Source organism: Burkholderia sp. Tr-20390 (assembly GCF_017104595.1).
In the GTDB taxonomy this organism is placed as follows: Bacteria; Pseudomonadota; Gammaproteobacteria; order Burkholderiales; family Burkholderiaceae; genus Burkholderia.
In genome coordinates this window covers 1-16672 of the sequence record NZ_JAAGPC010000192.1, presented here as the reverse complement: position 1 = coordinate 16672, position 16672 = coordinate 1, and the positions used below count along the sequence as shown (strand labels likewise).

The window sequence follows — 16672 nt, the reverse complement described above, 5'->3', positions numbered from 1 at the left end:
CGCGACGGTGTCGCTGTCGGCGTTGTGGCAGATCGCGTTCGCGCCGTACGTGTCGGACTATTCGCGCTATCTGCCGGAAAACGTCGGCGTGGCGTCGACGTTCTGGGCGACCTATCTCGCCTGCCCGATCGCCGCACCCGCGGCAAGCCCCGCGCCGATCCCGGCGATGCCGCCCGGGTTCTGCGCGGCGAGCGGAATCGCCTGCGCGGTCTGGTATTGCGTGGCGCGCGCGAGATCGCCGGCCATCCCCGCGCCGATCCGCAGGTCGAGCGCCTTCTGCAGTTCGGCCGGCAGCGACACGCTTTCAACGGCGAACGCGTCGAGCGCGAGGCCGTAGCGCGTGAACACCGGCACCAGCGCCTCGGCGACGCGCTGCGACAGCAGCGACTGGTTCGCGGCCATGTCGACGAACGGCACGTCAGCCGAGCCGAACGTCGTGCTCATCGCGGTGACGACCAGGTTGCGCAGTTGCTGTTCGAGATCGTCGACCGTGTACTGCGCGCGCGTGCCGCTGACCTCGCGATGGAACGCGCCCGCATCGACGATCCGGTACGAGTAGATGCCGAACGCGCGCACCTGCACGAAGCCGAATTCGCGATCGCGGATCGTCACCGGCTGCGCGGTGCCCCAGCGCCGGCCGAGCTGCAGCCGCGTGCTGAAGAAATAGACGTCCGACTTGAAAGGCGACTGAAAGAATTTGTCCCAGTTCTTCAGGTACGTGAGCACCGGGAGCGTGTTCGTTTCGAGCGTGTACAGCCCCGGCTGGAACACGTCGGCGACCTTGCCTTCGTTCACGAAGATCGCGACCTGGGTCTCGCGCACGGTCAGCTTGCCGCCGTACTGGATTTCCTGGTCTTCCATCGGATAGCGCCAGGCCAGCACGCCGTCGGTGTCTTCCGTCCATTGCAGGACGTCGATGAACTGCTTGCGGATGAATGAACCCAGACTCATGTCGGTCTCCTCGAAACGCGTGGCGCGTCAGGTCAGGCAGGCGGCATTGATGATGCCGACGACGAGCGACGCGGTGCCCATCAGGCCGCCCATCGCGACGTTGCGATCCTCGATCGCATGATTCATGCCGGGCATCAGGCGCGTCAGCGCCGCGTAGGTAATCAGTTGCACGGCCATCGCGCCGACCGCCCAGATCACGACTTCGCCGAGCGTGGAATTGTGCGCGATGCTGGACGCGAGCGTCAGGCAGAAGCCGATCAGCGCGCCGCCGAACGACAGCGTCGCGGCGGCGTTGCCGTCGCGGATCAGCGCCAGTTCGTCGAACGGGGTGACCTTCAGGTACACTGCCGCGAACACAAGAAGCAGCACGAACGCCGACAGTAAATGAACCGCATAGAGATAGGCACTATTCATTCTTTCCCTCGGATTTTGTGCTCGGTTCGCCGCCCCGTCGCCGGCCGGCCCGCACAGGGCCAGCAGACAAAATTCCGCGCCAGTATATCCACATTGCCGACCGCCGCACAACGGACGCCCCATGCTGCATAGGCGCGCGCTCGTCCTGTCGATTCTCGTGCTCGCGTCGTGCGGGCTCGGCTACGAACTGATCAGCAGCGCGCTGTCCAGCTACCTGCTCGGCGATTCGATCCTGCAGTTCTCGTCGGTGATCGGCAGCTACCTGTTTGCGATGGGGATAGGCTCGTGGCTCGCGAAGTTCGTCGAGGACGACGACGTGCTCGACCGCTTCGTCGACATCGAGCTGCTCGTCGGCCTGCTCGGCGGCGTGTCGGCCGCGCTGCTGTTCGCGGTGTTCGCGTGGCTCGCCGCGCCGTTCCGCGCGGCGCTCTATGCACTCGTGCTGGCGCTCGGCCTGCTGATCGGGATGGAGATCCCGCTCGTGATGCGCGCGTTCCAGCAGCGGCGCCAGGCGTTCCGCCATACCGTCAGCGAAGTGCTTACCTTCGACTATCTCGGCTCGCTCGCCGTGTCGCTGATCTTCCCGCTGGTACTCGCGCCGCGTCTCGGCCTGCTGCGTACCAGCTTCCTGTTCGGGCTCCTGAATGCGTTCGTCGCGCTGTGGACGACGCACCTGTTCCGCGACGAGATCCGCAACGTACGCGGCAAGCTGATGCGCGCATCGCTCGTGATCGGGCTGCTCGTCGCCGGCTTCGCGCTGTCGGACCGCATCACGCACTGGGCCGAACACGGCGTGTACGGCGACGAGACGATCTATTCGGAAACGACGCCGTACCAGCGCATCGTGCTCACGCAGTGGCACGACGACATGCGGCTGTACCTGAACGGCAACCTGCAGTTCTCGTCGCGCGACGAGCACCGCTATCACGAGGCGCTGATCCATCCGACGATCGAGGCGCTGCCGTGGGCGAAGCGCGTGCTCGTGCTCGGCGGCGGCGACGGCCTCGCGGTGCGCGAGCTGCTGAAGCACCACAACCTCGAACAGATCACGCTCGTCGATCTCGATCCCGCGATGACGAAGCTGTTCTCCACGTCCGCCCCGCTCGTCAAGCTGAACCAAGGCGCGCTGAAGGACCCGCGCGTGCACGTGATCAACGACGACGCGGTGCGCTGGCTCGAATCGAATGCCGACGTGTACGACGCGATCGTCGTCGACTTTCCCGACCCGACCAACTTCGGGCTCGGCCGGCTGTATTCGGTGCCGGTGTTCCGGCTGCTCGCACGCCACCTGTCGGAGAACGGCTACGCGGTGATCCAGTCGACCTCGCCGTATTTCGCGCCGCACGCGTACTGGACCATCATCGCGACGCTGCACGAAGCCGGGCTCAACACGTGGCCATACCACTGCTACGTGCCGTCGTTCGGCGACTGGGGTTTCGTGGTCGCCGGCAAGCGCCGCGACTTCACGGTGCCGACGCACTACGCGGTGCCCACGCGCTGGCTCGACGCGCAGACGGCCGCCGAGATGTTCCACTTCCCGGCCGACATGCCGGCGCTGCCGATGTCGCCGAACGAACTCAACGACCAGCCGCTCGTGCGCCGTTTCGACGACGACTGGAAACACGTGCTGCGCTGATGGACCGCCGCACGTTCCTCGTCGCGTCGGCGGCCGCGTCGCTCGCCGCCTGCGGGCGCACCGGCTGGATCGAGACGACGCCGCATGTCGGCTACCCCGGCATGCGTGAAGGCCATGCGCTGCGCGACCATGCAACGCTGCCGCCGCCGTCCGGCACGATCGAGACCGACGTCGCGATCCTCGGCGCGGGCGCGGCCGGGCTGTCGTGCGCGTGGCAGCTCGCACGCGCGGGGCACCAGCGCTTCACGGTGCTGGCCGGCCCCGAATTCGGTGGCAACGCGGCCGGCGGCCGCTTCGGCGATCTCGGCTATCCGAAAGGCGCGCACTACCTGCCGCTGCCGTCACTCGAATCCGCGCACCTGCGCGACATGCTCGCCGATCTCGGCGTAATCGAAGCGGCGCCGTTCTCCGCGCGCCCGGTGTACGACGAGCGCGCGCTGGTCCATGCGCCCGACGAACGGCTCTTCATCGCCGGGCAGTGGCAGGACGGCATCGTGCCGACGGCCGGCCTCGGCGCCGACGAACTCGCGCAGCAGGCACGCTTCTTCGCGTACACGGACGGGCTGCGCACCGCATGCGGCGCCGACGGCCGCAAGGTGTTCTGCATCCCGATCGCGGAATCGTCGCGCGACCCGCGCTGGCGTGCGCTGGACCGGCGCTCGTTCCGCCAGTGGCTGCTCGACGAGGGCTACACCGCGAAGGCGCTGCACTGGTACCTGAATTACTGCTGCCGCGACGACTATGGCGCAGGCTACGAGCATGTGTCGGCATGGGCCGGGCTGCACTATTTCTCGTCGCGCGGCGGCCATGCGGGCGATGCGAGCGACGGCGCGGTGCTGACCTGGCCCGACGGACTGCACACGATGGTGACGAAGCTCACCGATTCGATCACCGCGCGCACCGGCTCGAACACGTGGTCGCGCGACGGCTTCGCGGTGCGTGCGACCGAACGCGCGGGCGGCGTCGACGTGCTGTGCGCGCGCATCGGCAACGACGGCGCGCTGTCGACGTTCACGCTGAAGGCGCGGCGCGTCGTCTGCGCGATGCCGCTGTTCGTCGCGGCGCGCGTGTTTCCGCAGCTTGCCGCGTACGGCTTCGATCCCGCGCGCGACTTGCCGCCGCGTGCGCCGTGGCTCGTGTCCAACTTCCTGCTCGACGGCATGCCGGCCGAGGAAGCGGGCGTGCCGCTCGCGTGGGACAACGTCGTCTACGACGGCGCGGGGCTCGGCTATGTCGTGTCGACGCACCAGATTATTCGCATGTCGCCGCCGACGCGCTCGGTGTTCTCCTCGTACCAGGCGTTGAGCACGCAAGCGCCCGACGACACGCGCCGCTGGCTCGCGCAGGCCCGACCCGACGCGTTGCGCGAACAGGCGGCGATCGACCTGCAGGCCGTCTACGGGCGCGAACTGTGGAAACATGCGACGGCGCTCGAGATCACCGTGCGTGGTCACGCGATGGCGACGCCCGACGTCGGCTTCCTGAGCCGGCCGGGGCTGCTCGCGCTGCGCGATGCCGACGGCCCCATCGTGTTCGCGCATGCCGATCTGTCCGGGCTGTCGCTGTTCGAGGAAGCGTCGTACTGGGGCGTGCTCGCCGCCCGGCGCGTGCTGGCCTGACGGCCGTCATCCGTCATTGCGGCGCCGCCGCCAGCCGCTATAATCGCCCGACATTCCGACTGCATTGAGCAGGCCGACGTGCCGCGCCGTCCGACGCGCCGTATGCCCTCCTCGACAACAACAATGACGAACCGAACCATCCGACGCCTTCGCCCGTTCGTGCGCGCCGCCGCGCGTGTGCTCGCCTGCGCCCCGCTGCTCGGCGCGCCGCTGGCGCTGCATGCGGCCGGCTCCGCACCCGCCTCCGGGCGCTACATCGTCGTCGACACCGGCCATACGCCGGCGCGCCCGGGCTCCACCGGTGCGAGCGGCCGCGTCGAATACCTGTACAACCTCGACCTGTCCACGGCGGTCGCCGAGAAACTCGCCGCACATGGCGACCGCGTGCTGCGCACGTCGGCCGACGGCCGTGAGATCGCGCTCGACCAGCGTTCGACGCAGGCGCCCGACGCGAACCTGTTCGTGTCGATCCATCACGACTCGATGCAGCAGCAGTTCATCGACGCGGGTCGGCAGCGCGAATTCCGCGGCTTCTCGGTGTTCGTGTCGGAACGCAATCCGCACTATGCGGAAAGCCTGCGTTGCGCGAAGGCGATCGCCGAGCGGCTGGTCGCGTCCGGCGAGCGGCCGTCGCTGTATCACGCGCAGCCGATCCGCGGCGAGAATCGCCCGCTGATCGACCCTCAGCTCGGCATCCACCGCTTCGACGATCTCGTCGTGCTGCGCACCGCGCCGATTCCGGCGGTGCTCGTCGAAGCCGGCGTGATCGTCAATCCGGACGAGGAAGCGCGGCTGGCGCGACGCGAGACGATCCAGAAGCTGTCCACCGCGATCGCGGGCGGCATCGACGCGTGCACGACACCGCAATAAGCAACGATAACGCCCGCCGGGCTCAACGGTTTTCACCCAGTCAGGAGCATCACCATGAAAATGAAGCATCTGCTCGCATCCTGCGCGTTGCTCGCGCTTGCCGTTCCGTTCACCGCACACGCTGCCGGCTGCGGGAAGCCACGCAGTGCGTTCGACCAGGTGTACTGCACCAGCACGCAGTTCTCGCAGTCCGACCGCGATCTCAACGACGAATACGGCCGCCTGCGCAAGCAACTGAGCGGCGACCAGCAGGCGACACTGAAGGCCGGCCAGCTCGCGTGGCTGAAGCAACGCGACGCGCAGTGCAGCGAGACGCGCAATAACAGCTACCTCGTGGATATCCAGTGCGCGAACGACATGACGCAGTCGCGGCTGTCGTTCCTGCGCGAGCGTGAGCGCGAATGCTCGAGCACGGGCTGCGTGACGTCGAAGCTCGGCGAGTAAGGGCGTCGCGCGTGCCGCGCCGCGAGACGTTTCGCGACGCGGCGCTTCGCGCCCTTGCGAACCGTGCGCATCGGCACCGCGAAAGGAGCCTTGAAAGGAGCCTTGAAAGGAGCCTTGAAAGGAGCCGCGATGCGACATGAATTCTCTGAAGTCCTCAACGATCTGGTCGACTATTTTCTCGTCGGCGATCTCCTGCTGCTGAAGCGCTTCAAGGAACAGCACGGACTGCCGGACGACGTCGCATCTGCGTTCACCACGAGCGACAGCGGTGATCGCGCGGTGCTGGAAGGTGTCGTCGTTCCGCTCGCCGGCATCGAGAACCATCCGTACACGGTCATCTTCACGCTGGATGGCGACACACCCGAATTGCTGAAGACGGGAAGCCGCCTGCAGCATCGGCGCGGCGGGTACGTGCTGCGCGTCGAGCATCGTGCGGTCATGCTCTACACGTGGCGGATTCTCGAACGCTTCAACGACACGACGGTCAACGCACTGCTCGCGCGTTACCGCGAACCGGGCAGGCCCGTGATTGAAATCGACAACGGCTGGTATGAGGTCGAGATCCTCGGTGGAGAAGTGCCGCGCAACGGCTGGTTCGAGCCCGCGTTCGAATTCGTGCTGAAGAAAACCGACGTGCCCGGCGATGCATCGCAGGTGGAGATCGATTACCGTTTTGCGATCGACGCCAGTCTGGATCCGGCGAATTGAATCCCGCGCGCGACGGCGCGGCACACGGCAACCGATCAGGCGGAGTACACATGACACCGAACACGATGCACATCGACATCCGCCCTGCCACGCCCGCCGATGCCCCGACCATCGCCGCCATCCACGTCGCATCGTGGCAGGCCACCTACCCGGGCATCATGCCGGCCGCGTTCCTCGCCGGCCTGTCGGTCGAGAAACGCACCGCCTCGTGGCGCCATGCGCTCGACGCCGGACGGCCGCGTGTCGCGCTCGCGTTCACGGAAGGCGAGCCGATCGGCTGGATCGCGTACGGTCCGACGCGCGACACCGACAAGGATCGCACCTGGGGCGAAATCGAATCGATCTATCTGCATCCAGCGCATTGCGGGCAAGGTGTCGGCGCGGCACTCGTCGACCATGCATGCCGTGCGCTGCATGATTTGGGCCATGAATGGGTGTCGCTCTGGGTGCTGGTGAAAAACCATCGTGCACGGGCGTTCTATGAACGCGAGGGCTTCGTCGCCGAAGACGACATCAAGACGTTCGAGATCGACGGTGCGCCGATTGAAGAAGTGCGCTACTGGCGCGCATTGCCGAAACGATCGTCATGACGGCATCGCCACCCCTGCCGCCAGACGCGCCTGCATCAGCTGCAGCAACTCGCGGATCTTCGCGTTGACGGAATTGCGGCTCGAATAGGCGGCCAACAGTTCCAGCGGCGCCGGCGTCATCTCCAGCGGCACACGCACCAGCCGCCCGGCGGCCAGCTCGGCCGCGCACCCGCGTTCGACGAGAATCGCGAAGCCGATCCCGTTCACCGCCGCCAGACCCGCCATTTCGCCGCTATTGACGCGATACCGGCTCGCGACCGGAATCTTGTGAATCCGCCCGTCGCCGTCGGCGAACTGCCACGGTTGCCCTTTCAGCGTGCTCAGCGTCGTGATGCACGGCAACTGCCTGAGCTGCTCCGTCCGCGTCGGCATGCCGGTGCGCTCGATGAGCGACGGCGCGGCCACGACGACGCTCGGCAGGCTCACGAGCGGCCTGACGACGAACGCGCTGTCGTCCAGCTTGCCGCGATGGACGATGATCGACAGGTCGATATCGTCGCGCAGCGTCGAGACGCCCGCGAGGCTCGTATCGCAATCGATTTCGACACGCGGATGGCGGCTCGCGAATTCCGCGACGATCGGCCCGAGCATGCGCGGCCCGATTTCGCCGGGCACGCAAAGCTTCAGCACGCCGCGCAGCTCCGTCTGCTGCGAGGTCAGTTCGAATTCAGCAAGCGTCAGCGCATCGAGCATCGGCTTCGCGCGCTCGTGCAGCAGGCGCCCAGCCTCCGTCATGCGCAGGTGCCGCGTGCTGCGCTCCAGCAGGCGCACGCCAAGCCTCGACTCCAGTTGCGCCACATGGCGGCTCACGTTGGAACCGGGTATCGACAGCACGCGCGCGGCGCCGGCAAAGCTGCCTTCGTCGACGACCGACACGAACACGCGCACCGCGTTCAGATCCAGCTTGCTGCGCATCATTATCCCGTTTCAGGTATTAAAGCTCGCCGTTTTTCACGGCTTATCCCGTTCGGGACCGTAATTTACGATGCGGATCCAGTCAAGGCGTGGCCGCCGACGCACGAACCCGCGCCGACGTGAGCACGCACACGAACCTACGGGAGCATCAACATGGATATCGCCATTCTCGGCGCCGGCGTGGCCGGCATGAGCACCGCGCTTGCGCTCGCCGGGCAGGGGCACCGGATACGGCTCCATGAACGCAGGCCGTCCGCGACGACGATGGGTGCTGGCGTCGTGCTCTGGCCGAATGCCGGCTTCGTGCTCGAGCAACTCGGCCTCCTGCCGGACATCGTCGAGGTCAGCGGCCACCTGCACGCGATGCGGTGCATGGACCGGCACGGCACCCCGTTCAAGCGCTTCGATATCGGCGAACTCGACCGCCACATGGGTTTCCCGACGCGCTCGATCTTGCGGCGCGACTTGCAGGCCGTGCTGGCGCGGCACGTCGCCGCGCACGACATCGAAGTCTGCTTCGGTCACTGCGCGACAGCCATCGATACCGGCACCGATGGCCGCGCGATCGTTCGCTTCGACAACGGCGTGGCGATCGCCCCCGATCTCGTGATCGGCGCGGACGGCCGCATGAATTCCGTCGCGCGACGCCATGTGGTCGGCGACGCCACGCCCGTCTATCAGGGATTCGTCAACTGGATCGGCGTCGCGCATAGCGATGTGCCGCTGGTCGACGACGTGTCGATATTCGACTACTGGGGCCAGCGCGAACGATTCGGCATCGTCGCGCTGGACCGGCATCGCATGTACTGGGCAGCGGCCCGGGCCGAGGCTGAAATCGATGATAGCGACGATGCGGCACCGGACGATCCCGGCCCGCTGCTGGAACGGCTCTTCGACGGGTGGCCCGCGCCCATCGCGAGCGTGATGCGCGCGACGCCGCCGGGCACGATCGCGAAGATCCGCGTGCACGATCTCGATCCGGTGGACGTGTGGCACCGCGGCAATGTGCTGTTGATCGGCGACGCCGCGCACGCACCACTCCCCACCTCCGGACAGGGCGCATGCCAGGCGCTCGAGGACGCATGGCATCTCGCCCGTTGTCTCGACGAGCATGGAAAAGGCAACGACCTCGACGCAGCGTTCGCGTCGTTCACGCTGCGACGCACCCGGAAAACCACGGCGATCACGCTACGTGCACGCGAGTTCGCTCACCGGCTATTCGGCAACGACACGCACGACGCTGCTCGACAGGTCGATCCGAGCGCCGAAATCGAAGCGCTCGCGAACGCGTGGGGAGCGGGCCTGCCGATGATGCCGGCGCGGGACTGACAAGACGCGCAAGCGATGGCATTCGATCACAAGAACCACCGATACTCCCGCGCCCCGATTTCATTGCGGAAATCCAGCTCCTCCTGCCGCTTGTTCTCGCAATACACCATCACGAACTCGCTGCCGAGCCCTTCGCGCACGGCCGCGTGCTCCTGCATCCCGGCGACAGCCGACAGCATCTCCTTCGGGAAATCGATCCCGCTGCCGCGATCCTCGTTGAGCGGCGCGATCGGTTCGAGCTTCGCGTCGAGCCCGTGCTCCATCCCGGTGAGAATCGCCGCGAGCACGAGGTAAGGGTTCGCGTCCGCACTCGCGAGCCGGTGCTCGATCCGCAGGTTGCGCGCATCCGACTCGGGAATCCGGATGCACGCATCGCGATCCTCGAAGCCCCAGCTCGCGCGGCTCGCCGCATTCACCATCGATCCGTAGCGCCGGAACGCATTGTGATTCGGCGCGAACACCGGCATGCAATGCGGCAGCAGCGCGAGGCAGCCGGCCACCGCGTGCCGCAGCGGCCGCTGCCCGTCCGCCGCGAGCAGGTTGCGCCCCGCATCGTCGTAGAGGCTCACATGCACATGCATCCCGCTGCCCGGCGCATGCAGGTACGGCTTGCCCATGAAGCTCGCGCGATAGCCGTGCTGCAACGCGACGCCGCGCGTGCTGCGGCAAAACATCGCCGACCAGTCGGCCGCGCGCAGCCCGTCGTCGCAATGGCCGAAATTGATTTCGAACTGGCCCGGCCCGAGCTCGGCGGTGATCACGGTCGCGTCGATTCCCTGCACGCACGCGACGTCGACCATTTCGTGCAGCACGTCGGAGAAGCGCGACAGGCGCTCGATATGCATGTTCGGCTGATCGTCGCGATCATCGGACAGGCGGTCGCGCGGATACTTCGGCATCCCCTCCTCGAGCTGCGCGGCGAACAGGTAGAACTCGAGCTCGAACGCGACGACCGGCCGGATGCCGCGCCGCGCGAGCCGCTTCAGCACGCGCGCGAGCACCTCGCGCGGCTCGAACTCGACCGGCGCATCGGTGCCGTCCGTCGTGATCAGCATCTGGCCGAGCGGCTGCTTCTCCCAGGTCACCGGCTTCAGCGTGCCGGGGATCAGCCGGCGCACGGCGTCCGGGTCGCCGTCGTTGAAACAGTAGTCGCCGATCTTGTAGAGCCCGCCCTGCGTGCCAAGCAGGATGCAGTTCTGCGGCAGCTTCAGCAGCAAGCCGGCCGCCACCTTCTCGAGCGCATCGATCGGGTAGCGCTTGCCGTAGAAATGCCCGGGCAGGTCGAGGCAGATCAGGTCGACATAACGGATCTCGGGATGCGCCTGCCGGAATGCGCGGACCTCGGCGACCAGCGCGGGAACGACGTCAGCCATGTCTCATCCTTTCCATGTCTTGTATGGCGGTGCCGCGGTGCGGCGAACCGGATTCATGCGGCACACTCGACAACAAACGCCGCATTTAAATCAGTACTGCAAACATGCTGCGTGGCGCGATGGCCTGCATCACCGCGCGCCCCGCCGACCACTCAGGTGAATACCCAGATCACGCGCGTCGGCGCATCAGTCAAATTGGCGTAACGAAAGCGCTTGTGCGCAGGAAGCTGGAATGCGTCGTTCGGGCCGAGCGTGACGGGCGTATCGTCGCCGTCGACCCAGATCGTCAGTTCTCCTTCGAGCACGAAACCGCCCTGCTCGTCGCTGTCGTCGACGGGCCGCTCGCCGCTGCTCGCGCCCGGCGCGAGATGGCTTTCGAGGATCGAGAAGCGCGAGCGCATGTTCGGCGACACGAGGATGTCGGTGATGCCGGCCGCGTAATACACGGTGCGCCGCTCGTCGGGCCGCGTCACCCACGGCACGCTGCGCGGCTTGCTCAGGCTGTAGAAATAGGTGGTCGGCACGCCGAGCGCCTCGCCGATCGCGGTGAGATCCGCCACCGTCGGGCGCGACAGCCCGCGCTCGACCTGCGACAGAAAGCCGACCGAGCGGCCGATCCGTTCCGCGAGATCGTTGAGCGTGACCTTGCGATGCTTGCGCAGGTCGCGGATCAGGATCGCCAGGCTTTCTATCTCTTCCTGTTCATTCATGGTGGGTTCCGGTGCAGTCAGACGGTATCGCGCAGACGGTACCAGGCCTTGCCGATCGCTTCCAGCGGCGCGGCGAGCCGGTCGCCGCCGGGGAAGCGCGGGTTGCGGATGCGCTGGTACTGCGCAAGCAGGCGTTCGTCGCCGAGCACCGCGTCGGCCACCGCGCGCGCACCGGCGAGCGTCGGCAGCACGCCGTGCCCCGAGAACCCCTGCAGCCAGAAACGCTGCCCGTGGCGGCCGATGTCCGGCGTGCGGCGCATGCTGATGTCGATGTGGCCGCCCCACGCGTAATCGATCGGCACGCCGGCCAGCTGCGGGAACACCCGTTCGAGGTGCGGGCGCGTCGCCGCCGCGATATCGGCCGGAATGCCGCCGAGATACGTGCAGCCGCCGCCGAACAGCAGCCGGTTGTCGGGGCTCAGGCGGAAATAGTCGGGCACGAACTGGTTGTCGATCACGCAACTGTTCTGCGGCAGCAGCGAACGGGCGACGTCGGGTGCGAGCGGCGCGGTCGCGACCTGGTACGTGCCGACCGGCAGCAGCCGGCGCGCGAGATCGCGATCGAGCCGATCGACGTAGGCGTTGCAGGCCAGCACGAGCACGTCCGCGCGTACTTCGCCGCGCGCCGTGCGGGCAACGTGACCGCCGGCCGTCTCGCGGCAGTCGAGCACGCGGCTCTGCTCGAAGATGCGGCCGCCCGTGCGCTCGATCGTCTGCGCGAGGCCGAGCGCGAGTTTCAGCGGATTCAGGTGGCCGGCCTCGGGATCGTGCAGCGCCGCAAGGTAACGCGTGCCGCCGATCCATTCGAGCATCTCGTCACGGCCGATCACGCGCAGCCGGTCGTAGCCCCAGCGCTCGGCCGCCTCGTCACGCGCCTGCTCGAGCATCGCGACACGCCGTGGCCGCACGGCCGCCCACAGGCTGCCGGGCCGGTAGTCGATGTCGAAACCGTGCCGCACGGGCAGTTCGCGCACCTCGGCCGCGGCCCAGCGCATGCTGTCCCACAGCAGGCGCGCGCCGTCGCGGCCGAGCGAATCCTCGAGCGGCTGCATGTCGCACGACCAGCCGAGCAGCGCCTGCCCGCCGTTGCGGCCCGACGCGGCCCACGCGACGCGGCTCGCTTCGAGCACGACGACCCGCTTGCCGGCCAGCGCCAGGCGCAATGCCGTATGCAGCCCGCTGAAACCCGCGCCGACGACGAGCACGTCGGCGTCGATGCGTTCGTCCAGCTCCGGACGATGCGGGATCGGCGCCGGGTAAGTGCCGGCGTAGTAGCTTGCGACGTGACGGTCGGACTGCACGAACATGCGGACTCCCGTGAAATTTACGCCGAGAAATTTCATGAAAAATTAGCACGGCAATTTCACGGAGGCAAGCGGGCAAAAAGACGCCGGATCCGCCGATACACGACACGCGTTGCGCATGAACCGCACCGCCCCGGTGAAGGTTCCTGCCATCCACCCGGACGAAATTTTTACGGTTGTAAAAATTTTGGACTGAGAGAATGACCCGCTGAAACAGCGCGCCACCCATCCAGGCACGGCCCCCGTAACCCCTTTCAGACCCGACCCAATCGCTGACGGGAGACAAGAAAGATGCCCACGAACCGGGATGCAAGCCCGATGGCCGAATCGGATCACGGAGAATTCTCGCTGAGCGAAGTCCCGCTCGAGAAACGCACCGGATTCCTGTCCATCACGATGGTGTTGTTGAGTTTCACGTTCTTCACGGGAACGATGTTTGCCGGCGGCAAGATCGGTGTCGCCTTCGACGTCGTCAGCATGATCCAGATCGCCGTCATCGGAAACCTGTTGCTCGCCGCCTATGCGGCATCGCTCGCGCTGATTGCCGCCCGCAGCGGCCTGAACGCGGTGCTGATGGGGCGGTTCTGCTTCGGGGAAGCGGGCAGCAAGCTGTCCGATTTCCTGCTCGGCTTCGCCGAACTCGGCTGGTACGCATGGGGAACCGCGACGGTGGCGATCGTATTGGTCAAGCTGCTGGGCTGGCCGCCCGCCGTGACCACGCCGCTGATGATCCTCTTCGGCTTCGGATTTTCCATCACGGCCATCATCGGCTATCGCGGCATGGATCTGCTGTCGCGCGTCTCCGTGCCGTTGATGTTCGTGCTGCTGATGACGTCGATGTGGATCGCCACCCGCGATATCGGCGGGTGGGCCGGCCTCACGCATGTCGTGCCGTCCCAGCCGATGCCGTTCTCGGCCGCCGTGACCATGGTCATCGGCACCTTTGCCAGCGGCGCGACCCAGGCCACCAACTGGACCCGCCTCGCACGCAGTGCGCGCAGCGCCGTCTGGGCCAGCATGATCGGATTCTTCGCGGGCAACGGCCTGATGATCATCGCGGGCGCATACTGCGCGATCGTCTACCAGCAAGCCGACATCGTCGAGGTGATGATGCTGCAGGGCCTGTCGATCGCGGCGGTCGTGATGCTGTGCCTCAATCTCTGGACCATCCAGGGGCCGACGATGTACAACGTGGCGGCCGCCGGATGCCATCTGCTGCGCACCGAACGGCGCCGCACGCTCGTACTGGTGGGCGCGGCGATCGGCATCGTGCTCGCGGTCGGCGGGATGTACGCGTGGCTGATTCCGTTCCTGGTGCTGCTCGGCTCGATCATTCCGCCGGTCGGCGGCGTGATCATGGCGGACTACTGGTACCGCCATCGCGGGCAATACCCGTCGCTCGCCGCCGCCCGCCTTCCGCGCTTCAACCTGGTCGGCCTGGCCGCGTATGCCATCGGCGCCGGACTCGCCTATACCTCGCCGTGGATCGCGCCGCTCGTCGGCATCGCGGCGTCCGCCGCCGCCTACATCGTGCTGCTGCAGATTGCCCGCGCGTTCACGCGCGAGCCGTCCGTTCAGGGTGAATGATTCCGCTGCGCACCCTCCCGCTCCCCCGAACCACAGGAATCCTCATGAAAATCATCAACGCCAGATTGCGCGGCCGTAGCGGCCTCTTCACGATCGACATCGATGCGGGCACGATTAGCGGCATCGGCCTCCAGCCGTCGCCGCTGCCGCCTCAAGGGGACGACGTCATCGATGCGGGCAGCCATCTCGTCATCCCGCCGCTGGTCGAGCCGCATATCCACCTCGATGCGACGCTGACCGCGGGCGAACCCGAGTGGAACATGAGCGGCACGCTGTTCGAAGGTATCGAGCGGTGGGGCCAGCGCAAGGCCACCATTACCCATGAGGATACGAAAGCCCGCGCCCACACCACGATCGGCATGTTGCGCGACAACGGCATCCAGCATGTGCGCACGCACGTGGACGTCACCGATCACACGCTTGCCGCGTTGAAGGCGATGCTCGAGGTCAGGGACGAAGCACGCGACCTCATCGATCTGCAGATCGTCGCCTTCCCGCAGGAAGGCATCGAGTCGTTCGAGAACGGACGGGCACTGATGGAGCGCGCGATCGACATGGGGGCCGACGTCGTGGGCGGCATTCCGCATTTCGAGAACACGCGCGACCAGGGCGTGAGCTCCATCAAGTTCCTGATGGAACTCGCGGAGCGCAAGGACTGCCTGGTCGACGTTCATTGCGACGAAACCGACGATCCGCACTCGCGCTTCCTGGAAGTGCTTGCCGAGGAGGCGCGGGTTCGCGGGATGGGCCCGCGCGTCACCGCCAGCCACACGACCGCGATGGGTTCCTACGACAACGCCTACTGCTCGAAGCTGTTCCGCTTGCTGAAGCGGTCGGACATCCATTTTGTTTCGTGTCCGACCGAAAGCATCCATCTGCAGGGGCGTTTCGACACGTTCCCGAAACGACGCGGCATCACGCGTGTCGCGGAACTCGATCGCGCCGGCATCAACGTGTGCTTCGGACAGGATTCGATCAAGGATCCGTGGTATCCCATCGGCAACGGCAACATCCTGCGCATCCTCGACGTCGGCCTGCACGTGTGCCACATGCTCGGCTACGAAGACCTGCAGCGATGCCTCGACTTCGTGACGGAGCACAGCGCCCGTGCGATGTCCCTGGGCGATCGCTATGGCATCGCTGTCGGGCGGCCGGCCAACCTGCTGATCCTCGACGCGGATTCCGACTATGAAGTGGTTCGCACGCAGGCCAAGGTGCGCGTGTCGCTCCGTGCCGGGAAGGTCATCATGCAGCGCGCGCCCGAACACATCACCTATCCTGAAGCAGGCACGCGTTGAGCGGGCGACGCCGCCGGTCCGACATGCGGGAGGACGCATCGTGAGGCACCCGTCCGAGCCGACCGCGGGAACGCCCGCCCGGCCTCACGGCCGGCGCGAAGCGCTGCGCGACACGCTCGAGGCGACCATTCTCGCCGCGGCCGAGGAATCGTTTGCCATTGACGGATTCGAGGGGAGTTCCGTTGCGACGATCGCAGCGGCCGCCGGCCTGTCGAAGCAGAACCTGATGTACTACTTCCCCACGAAGCTGGCGCTCTACCAACGCGTGCTGGACGACGTATTGCGGGACTGGCTCGGCAGGATGCGGGAGTTTGCGGCGCCCGATCGCGAGCCCGCGGAAGCCATGTCGGCCTATATCCGGGCCAAACTCGAATTCTCCAGAAATCGCCCGCATGGATCGCGGGTGTTTGCGCTGGAGATCATCGGCGGGGCCAGGACCTACGGAAAGGAAATCCGCAAACAACTGATTCCGGTGTTGCGCGACGACATCCGGGTGCTCGAACGCTGGATCGAGGAAGGCAAGGTCAGGCAGGTCGATGCCGAGCACCTGTTCTTCCTGATCTGGGCAGCCACGCAGGCGTATGCGGATTTCGCTCCCCAGATGCTGCTGGTGCTCGGCAAGCGTGCGCTGGGGAACGACGATTTCGACGCGGCTTACCGCACGATCTCGGATCTGGTGCTCAACGCATTGATCACCGGCGACGGAAAGCCGGATTGACCGCTTGACCGCCTCCGTCGCCCTTCATGCACGGCACCCCGGCGCCGTCGACACTCGCCGGGGAACCGCCGGTCAGTCGTGCTTGTGGCGCTTCTTGTGCTTGTTGCCGCGGTAATGATCGTTGGAACGCGAGTTGTTGCGCGACACGTGGCCGCCCAGCGCCGCGCCCGCGCCACCGCCCAAGCCGGCGCCGACGAGCCCGCCGG

General features: G+C 66.7%; 15 protein-coding genes and 1 pseudogene. 10 read left to right on the top strand and 6 right to left on the bottom strand.

The features are described 5' to 3' along the window. Positions 1–117: 117 nt before the first annotated feature. Positions 118–951: pseudogene (locus G3N98_RS32995) on the bottom strand (SPFH domain-containing protein); the annotation flags it as partial. Positions 952–978: 27 nt separating this feature from the next. Beyond that, a complete protein-coding gene (locus G3N98_RS32990; RefSeq protein ID WP_011354425.1) occupies positions 979–1365 on the bottom strand; it encodes a DUF350 domain-containing protein in 387 nt (128 codons plus the stop codon). A gap of 121 nt (positions 1366–1486) precedes the next feature. On the opposite strand from G3N98_RS32990, the gene G3N98_RS32985 reads away from it, so the two are divergent. From G3N98_RS32985 to G3N98_RS32960, 6 genes are all read left to right on the top strand, one after another. Continuing rightward, complete coding sequence (locus G3N98_RS32985) at positions 1487–3001, top strand: polyamine aminopropyltransferase (RefSeq protein ID WP_206150532.1); 1515 nt, start codon at positions 1487–1489, stop codon at positions 2999–3001. Beyond that, entirely contained in the window at positions 3001–4620 is a 1620-nt protein-coding gene (locus G3N98_RS32980) for an NAD(P)-binding protein (protein ID WP_206150531.1), read from the top strand. Before G3N98_RS32985 ends, G3N98_RS32980 begins: the two co-directional genes overlap by 1 nt. A gap of 123 nt (positions 4621–4743) precedes the next feature. Then, the gene (locus G3N98_RS32975) at positions 4744–5490 is read left to right on the top strand and encodes an N-acetylmuramoyl-L-alanine amidase (RefSeq protein WP_175239403.1); all 747 of its coding nucleotides are present in this window, start codon (positions 4744–4746) and stop codon (positions 5488–5490) included. A gap of 54 nt (positions 5491–5544) precedes the next feature. Continuing rightward, complete coding sequence (locus tag G3N98_RS32970; RefSeq protein WP_089427009.1) at positions 5545–5934, top strand: lysozyme inhibitor LprI family protein; 390 nt, start codon at positions 5545–5547, stop codon at positions 5932–5934. Between the two features lie 63 nt (positions 5935–5997). Next, positions 5998–6642, top strand: coding sequence for a hypothetical protein (locus G3N98_RS32965; protein WP_346779121.1), 645 nt, complete (start codon positions 5998–6000; stop codon positions 6640–6642). A gap of 50 nt (positions 6643–6692) precedes the next feature. Next, positions 6693–7232, top strand: a complete 540-nt coding sequence (locus G3N98_RS32960) for a GNAT family N-acetyltransferase (RefSeq protein WP_206150530.1) — start codon at positions 6693–6695, stop codon at positions 7230–7232. On the opposite strand, the gene G3N98_RS32955 is transcribed toward G3N98_RS32960, so the two are convergent. Then, entirely contained in the window at positions 7227–8147 is a 921-nt protein-coding gene (locus G3N98_RS32955; protein WP_089442223.1) for a LysR family transcriptional regulator, read from the bottom strand. The genes G3N98_RS32960 and G3N98_RS32955 overlap by 6 nt on opposite strands. A gap of 153 nt (positions 8148–8300) precedes the next feature. Here G3N98_RS32955 and G3N98_RS32950 point away from each other — a divergent pair, with 153 nt between their 5' ends. Beyond that, positions 8301–9476, top strand: a complete 1176-nt coding sequence (locus G3N98_RS32950; RefSeq protein WP_206150529.1) for an FAD-dependent oxidoreductase — start codon at positions 8301–8303, stop codon at positions 9474–9476. A gap of 26 nt (positions 9477–9502) precedes the next feature. Here the strand turns inward: G3N98_RS32950 and G3N98_RS32945 are convergent, their stop codons facing one another. The 3 genes from G3N98_RS32945 to G3N98_RS32935 all read right to left on the bottom strand — a co-directional run bounded on the left by G3N98_RS32945 (position 9503) and on the right by G3N98_RS32935 (position 12866). Next, a complete protein-coding gene (locus tag G3N98_RS32945; protein WP_206150528.1) occupies positions 9503–10849 on the bottom strand; it encodes a glutamine synthetase family protein in 1347 nt (448 codons plus the stop codon). A 152-nt stretch (positions 10850–11001) separates the two neighbouring features. Then, complete coding sequence (locus G3N98_RS32940; RefSeq protein WP_089427004.1) at positions 11002–11559, bottom strand: XRE family transcriptional regulator; 558 nt, start codon at positions 11557–11559, stop codon at positions 11002–11004. A 17-nt stretch (positions 11560–11576) separates the two neighbouring features. Then, positions 11577–12866 carry an FAD-binding oxidoreductase gene (locus G3N98_RS32935; RefSeq protein WP_206150527.1) on the bottom strand — a complete coding sequence of 430 codons (1290 nt, stop codon included), beginning with the start codon at positions 12864–12866 and terminating at the stop codon, positions 11577–11579. A 315-nt stretch (positions 12867–13181) separates the two neighbouring features. Between G3N98_RS32935 and codB the strand changes: the two genes are divergently transcribed. Genes codB through G3N98_RS32920 form a run of 3 tightly spaced genes read left to right on the top strand, consistent with a single transcriptional unit; the run spans position 13182 to position 16466 of the window. Then, the gene (gene codB / locus G3N98_RS32930) at positions 13182–14450 is read left to right on the top strand and encodes a cytosine permease (RefSeq protein ID WP_206150533.1); all 1269 of its coding nucleotides are present in this window, start codon (positions 13182–13184) and stop codon (positions 14448–14450) included. 44 nt (positions 14451–14494) lie between these two features. Continuing rightward, on the top strand, positions 14495–15748 hold the full coding sequence (codA, locus tag G3N98_RS32925) for a cytosine deaminase (protein ID WP_206150526.1): 1254 nt from the start codon (positions 14495–14497) through the stop codon (positions 15746–15748). Between the two features lie 40 nt (positions 15749–15788). Next, positions 15789–16466 carry a TetR/AcrR family transcriptional regulator gene (locus G3N98_RS32920; protein ID WP_206150525.1) on the top strand — a complete coding sequence of 226 codons (678 nt, stop codon included), beginning with the start codon at positions 15789–15791 and terminating at the stop codon, positions 16464–16466. The last annotated feature ends 206 nt before the right edge of the window (positions 16467–16672 follow it).

Bases quoted from the DNA above. Each gene is read 5' to 3' on its own strand.
- G3N98_RS32990 (WP_011354425.1), bottom strand. From the start codon at position 1,365: ATGAATAGTGCCTATCTCTATGCGGTTCATTTACTGTCGGCGTTCGTG.
- G3N98_RS32985 (WP_206150532.1), top strand. From the start codon at position 1,487: ATGCTGCATAGGCGCGCGCTCGTCCTGTCGATTCTCGTGCTCGCGTCG.
- G3N98_RS32980 (WP_206150531.1), top strand. From the start codon at position 3,001: ATGGACCGCCGCACGTTCCTCGTCGCGTCGGCGGCCGCGTCGCTCGCC.
- G3N98_RS32975 (WP_175239403.1), top strand. From the start codon at position 4,744: ATGACGAACCGAACCATCCGACGCCTTCGCCCGTTCGTGCGCGCCGCC.
- G3N98_RS32970 (WP_089427009.1), top strand. From the start codon at position 5,545: ATGAAAATGAAGCATCTGCTCGCATCCTGCGCGTTGCTCGCGCTTGCC.
- G3N98_RS32960 (WP_206150530.1), top strand. From the start codon at position 6,693: ATGACACCGAACACGATGCACATCGACATCCGCCCTGCCACGCCCGCC.
- G3N98_RS32955 (WP_089442223.1), bottom strand. From the start codon at position 8,147: ATGCGCAGCAAGCTGGATCTGAACGCGGTGCGCGTGTTCGTGTCGGTC.
- G3N98_RS32950 (WP_206150529.1), top strand. From the start codon at position 8,301: ATGGATATCGCCATTCTCGGCGCCGGCGTGGCCGGCATGAGCACCGCG.
- G3N98_RS32945 (WP_206150528.1), bottom strand. From the start codon at position 10,849: ATGGCTGACGTCGTTCCCGCGCTGGTCGCCGAGGTCCGCGCATTCCGG.
- G3N98_RS32940 (WP_089427004.1), bottom strand. From the start codon at position 11,559: ATGAATGAACAGGAAGAGATAGAAAGCCTGGCGATCCTGATCCGCGAC.
- G3N98_RS32935 (WP_206150527.1), bottom strand. From the start codon at position 12,866: ATGTTCGTGCAGTCCGACCGTCACGTCGCAAGCTACTACGCCGGCACT.
- codB (WP_206150533.1), top strand. From the start codon at position 13,182: ATGGCCGAATCGGATCACGGAGAATTCTCGCTGAGCGAAGTCCCGCTC.
- codA (WP_206150526.1), top strand. From the start codon at position 14,495: ATGAAAATCATCAACGCCAGATTGCGCGGCCGTAGCGGCCTCTTCACG.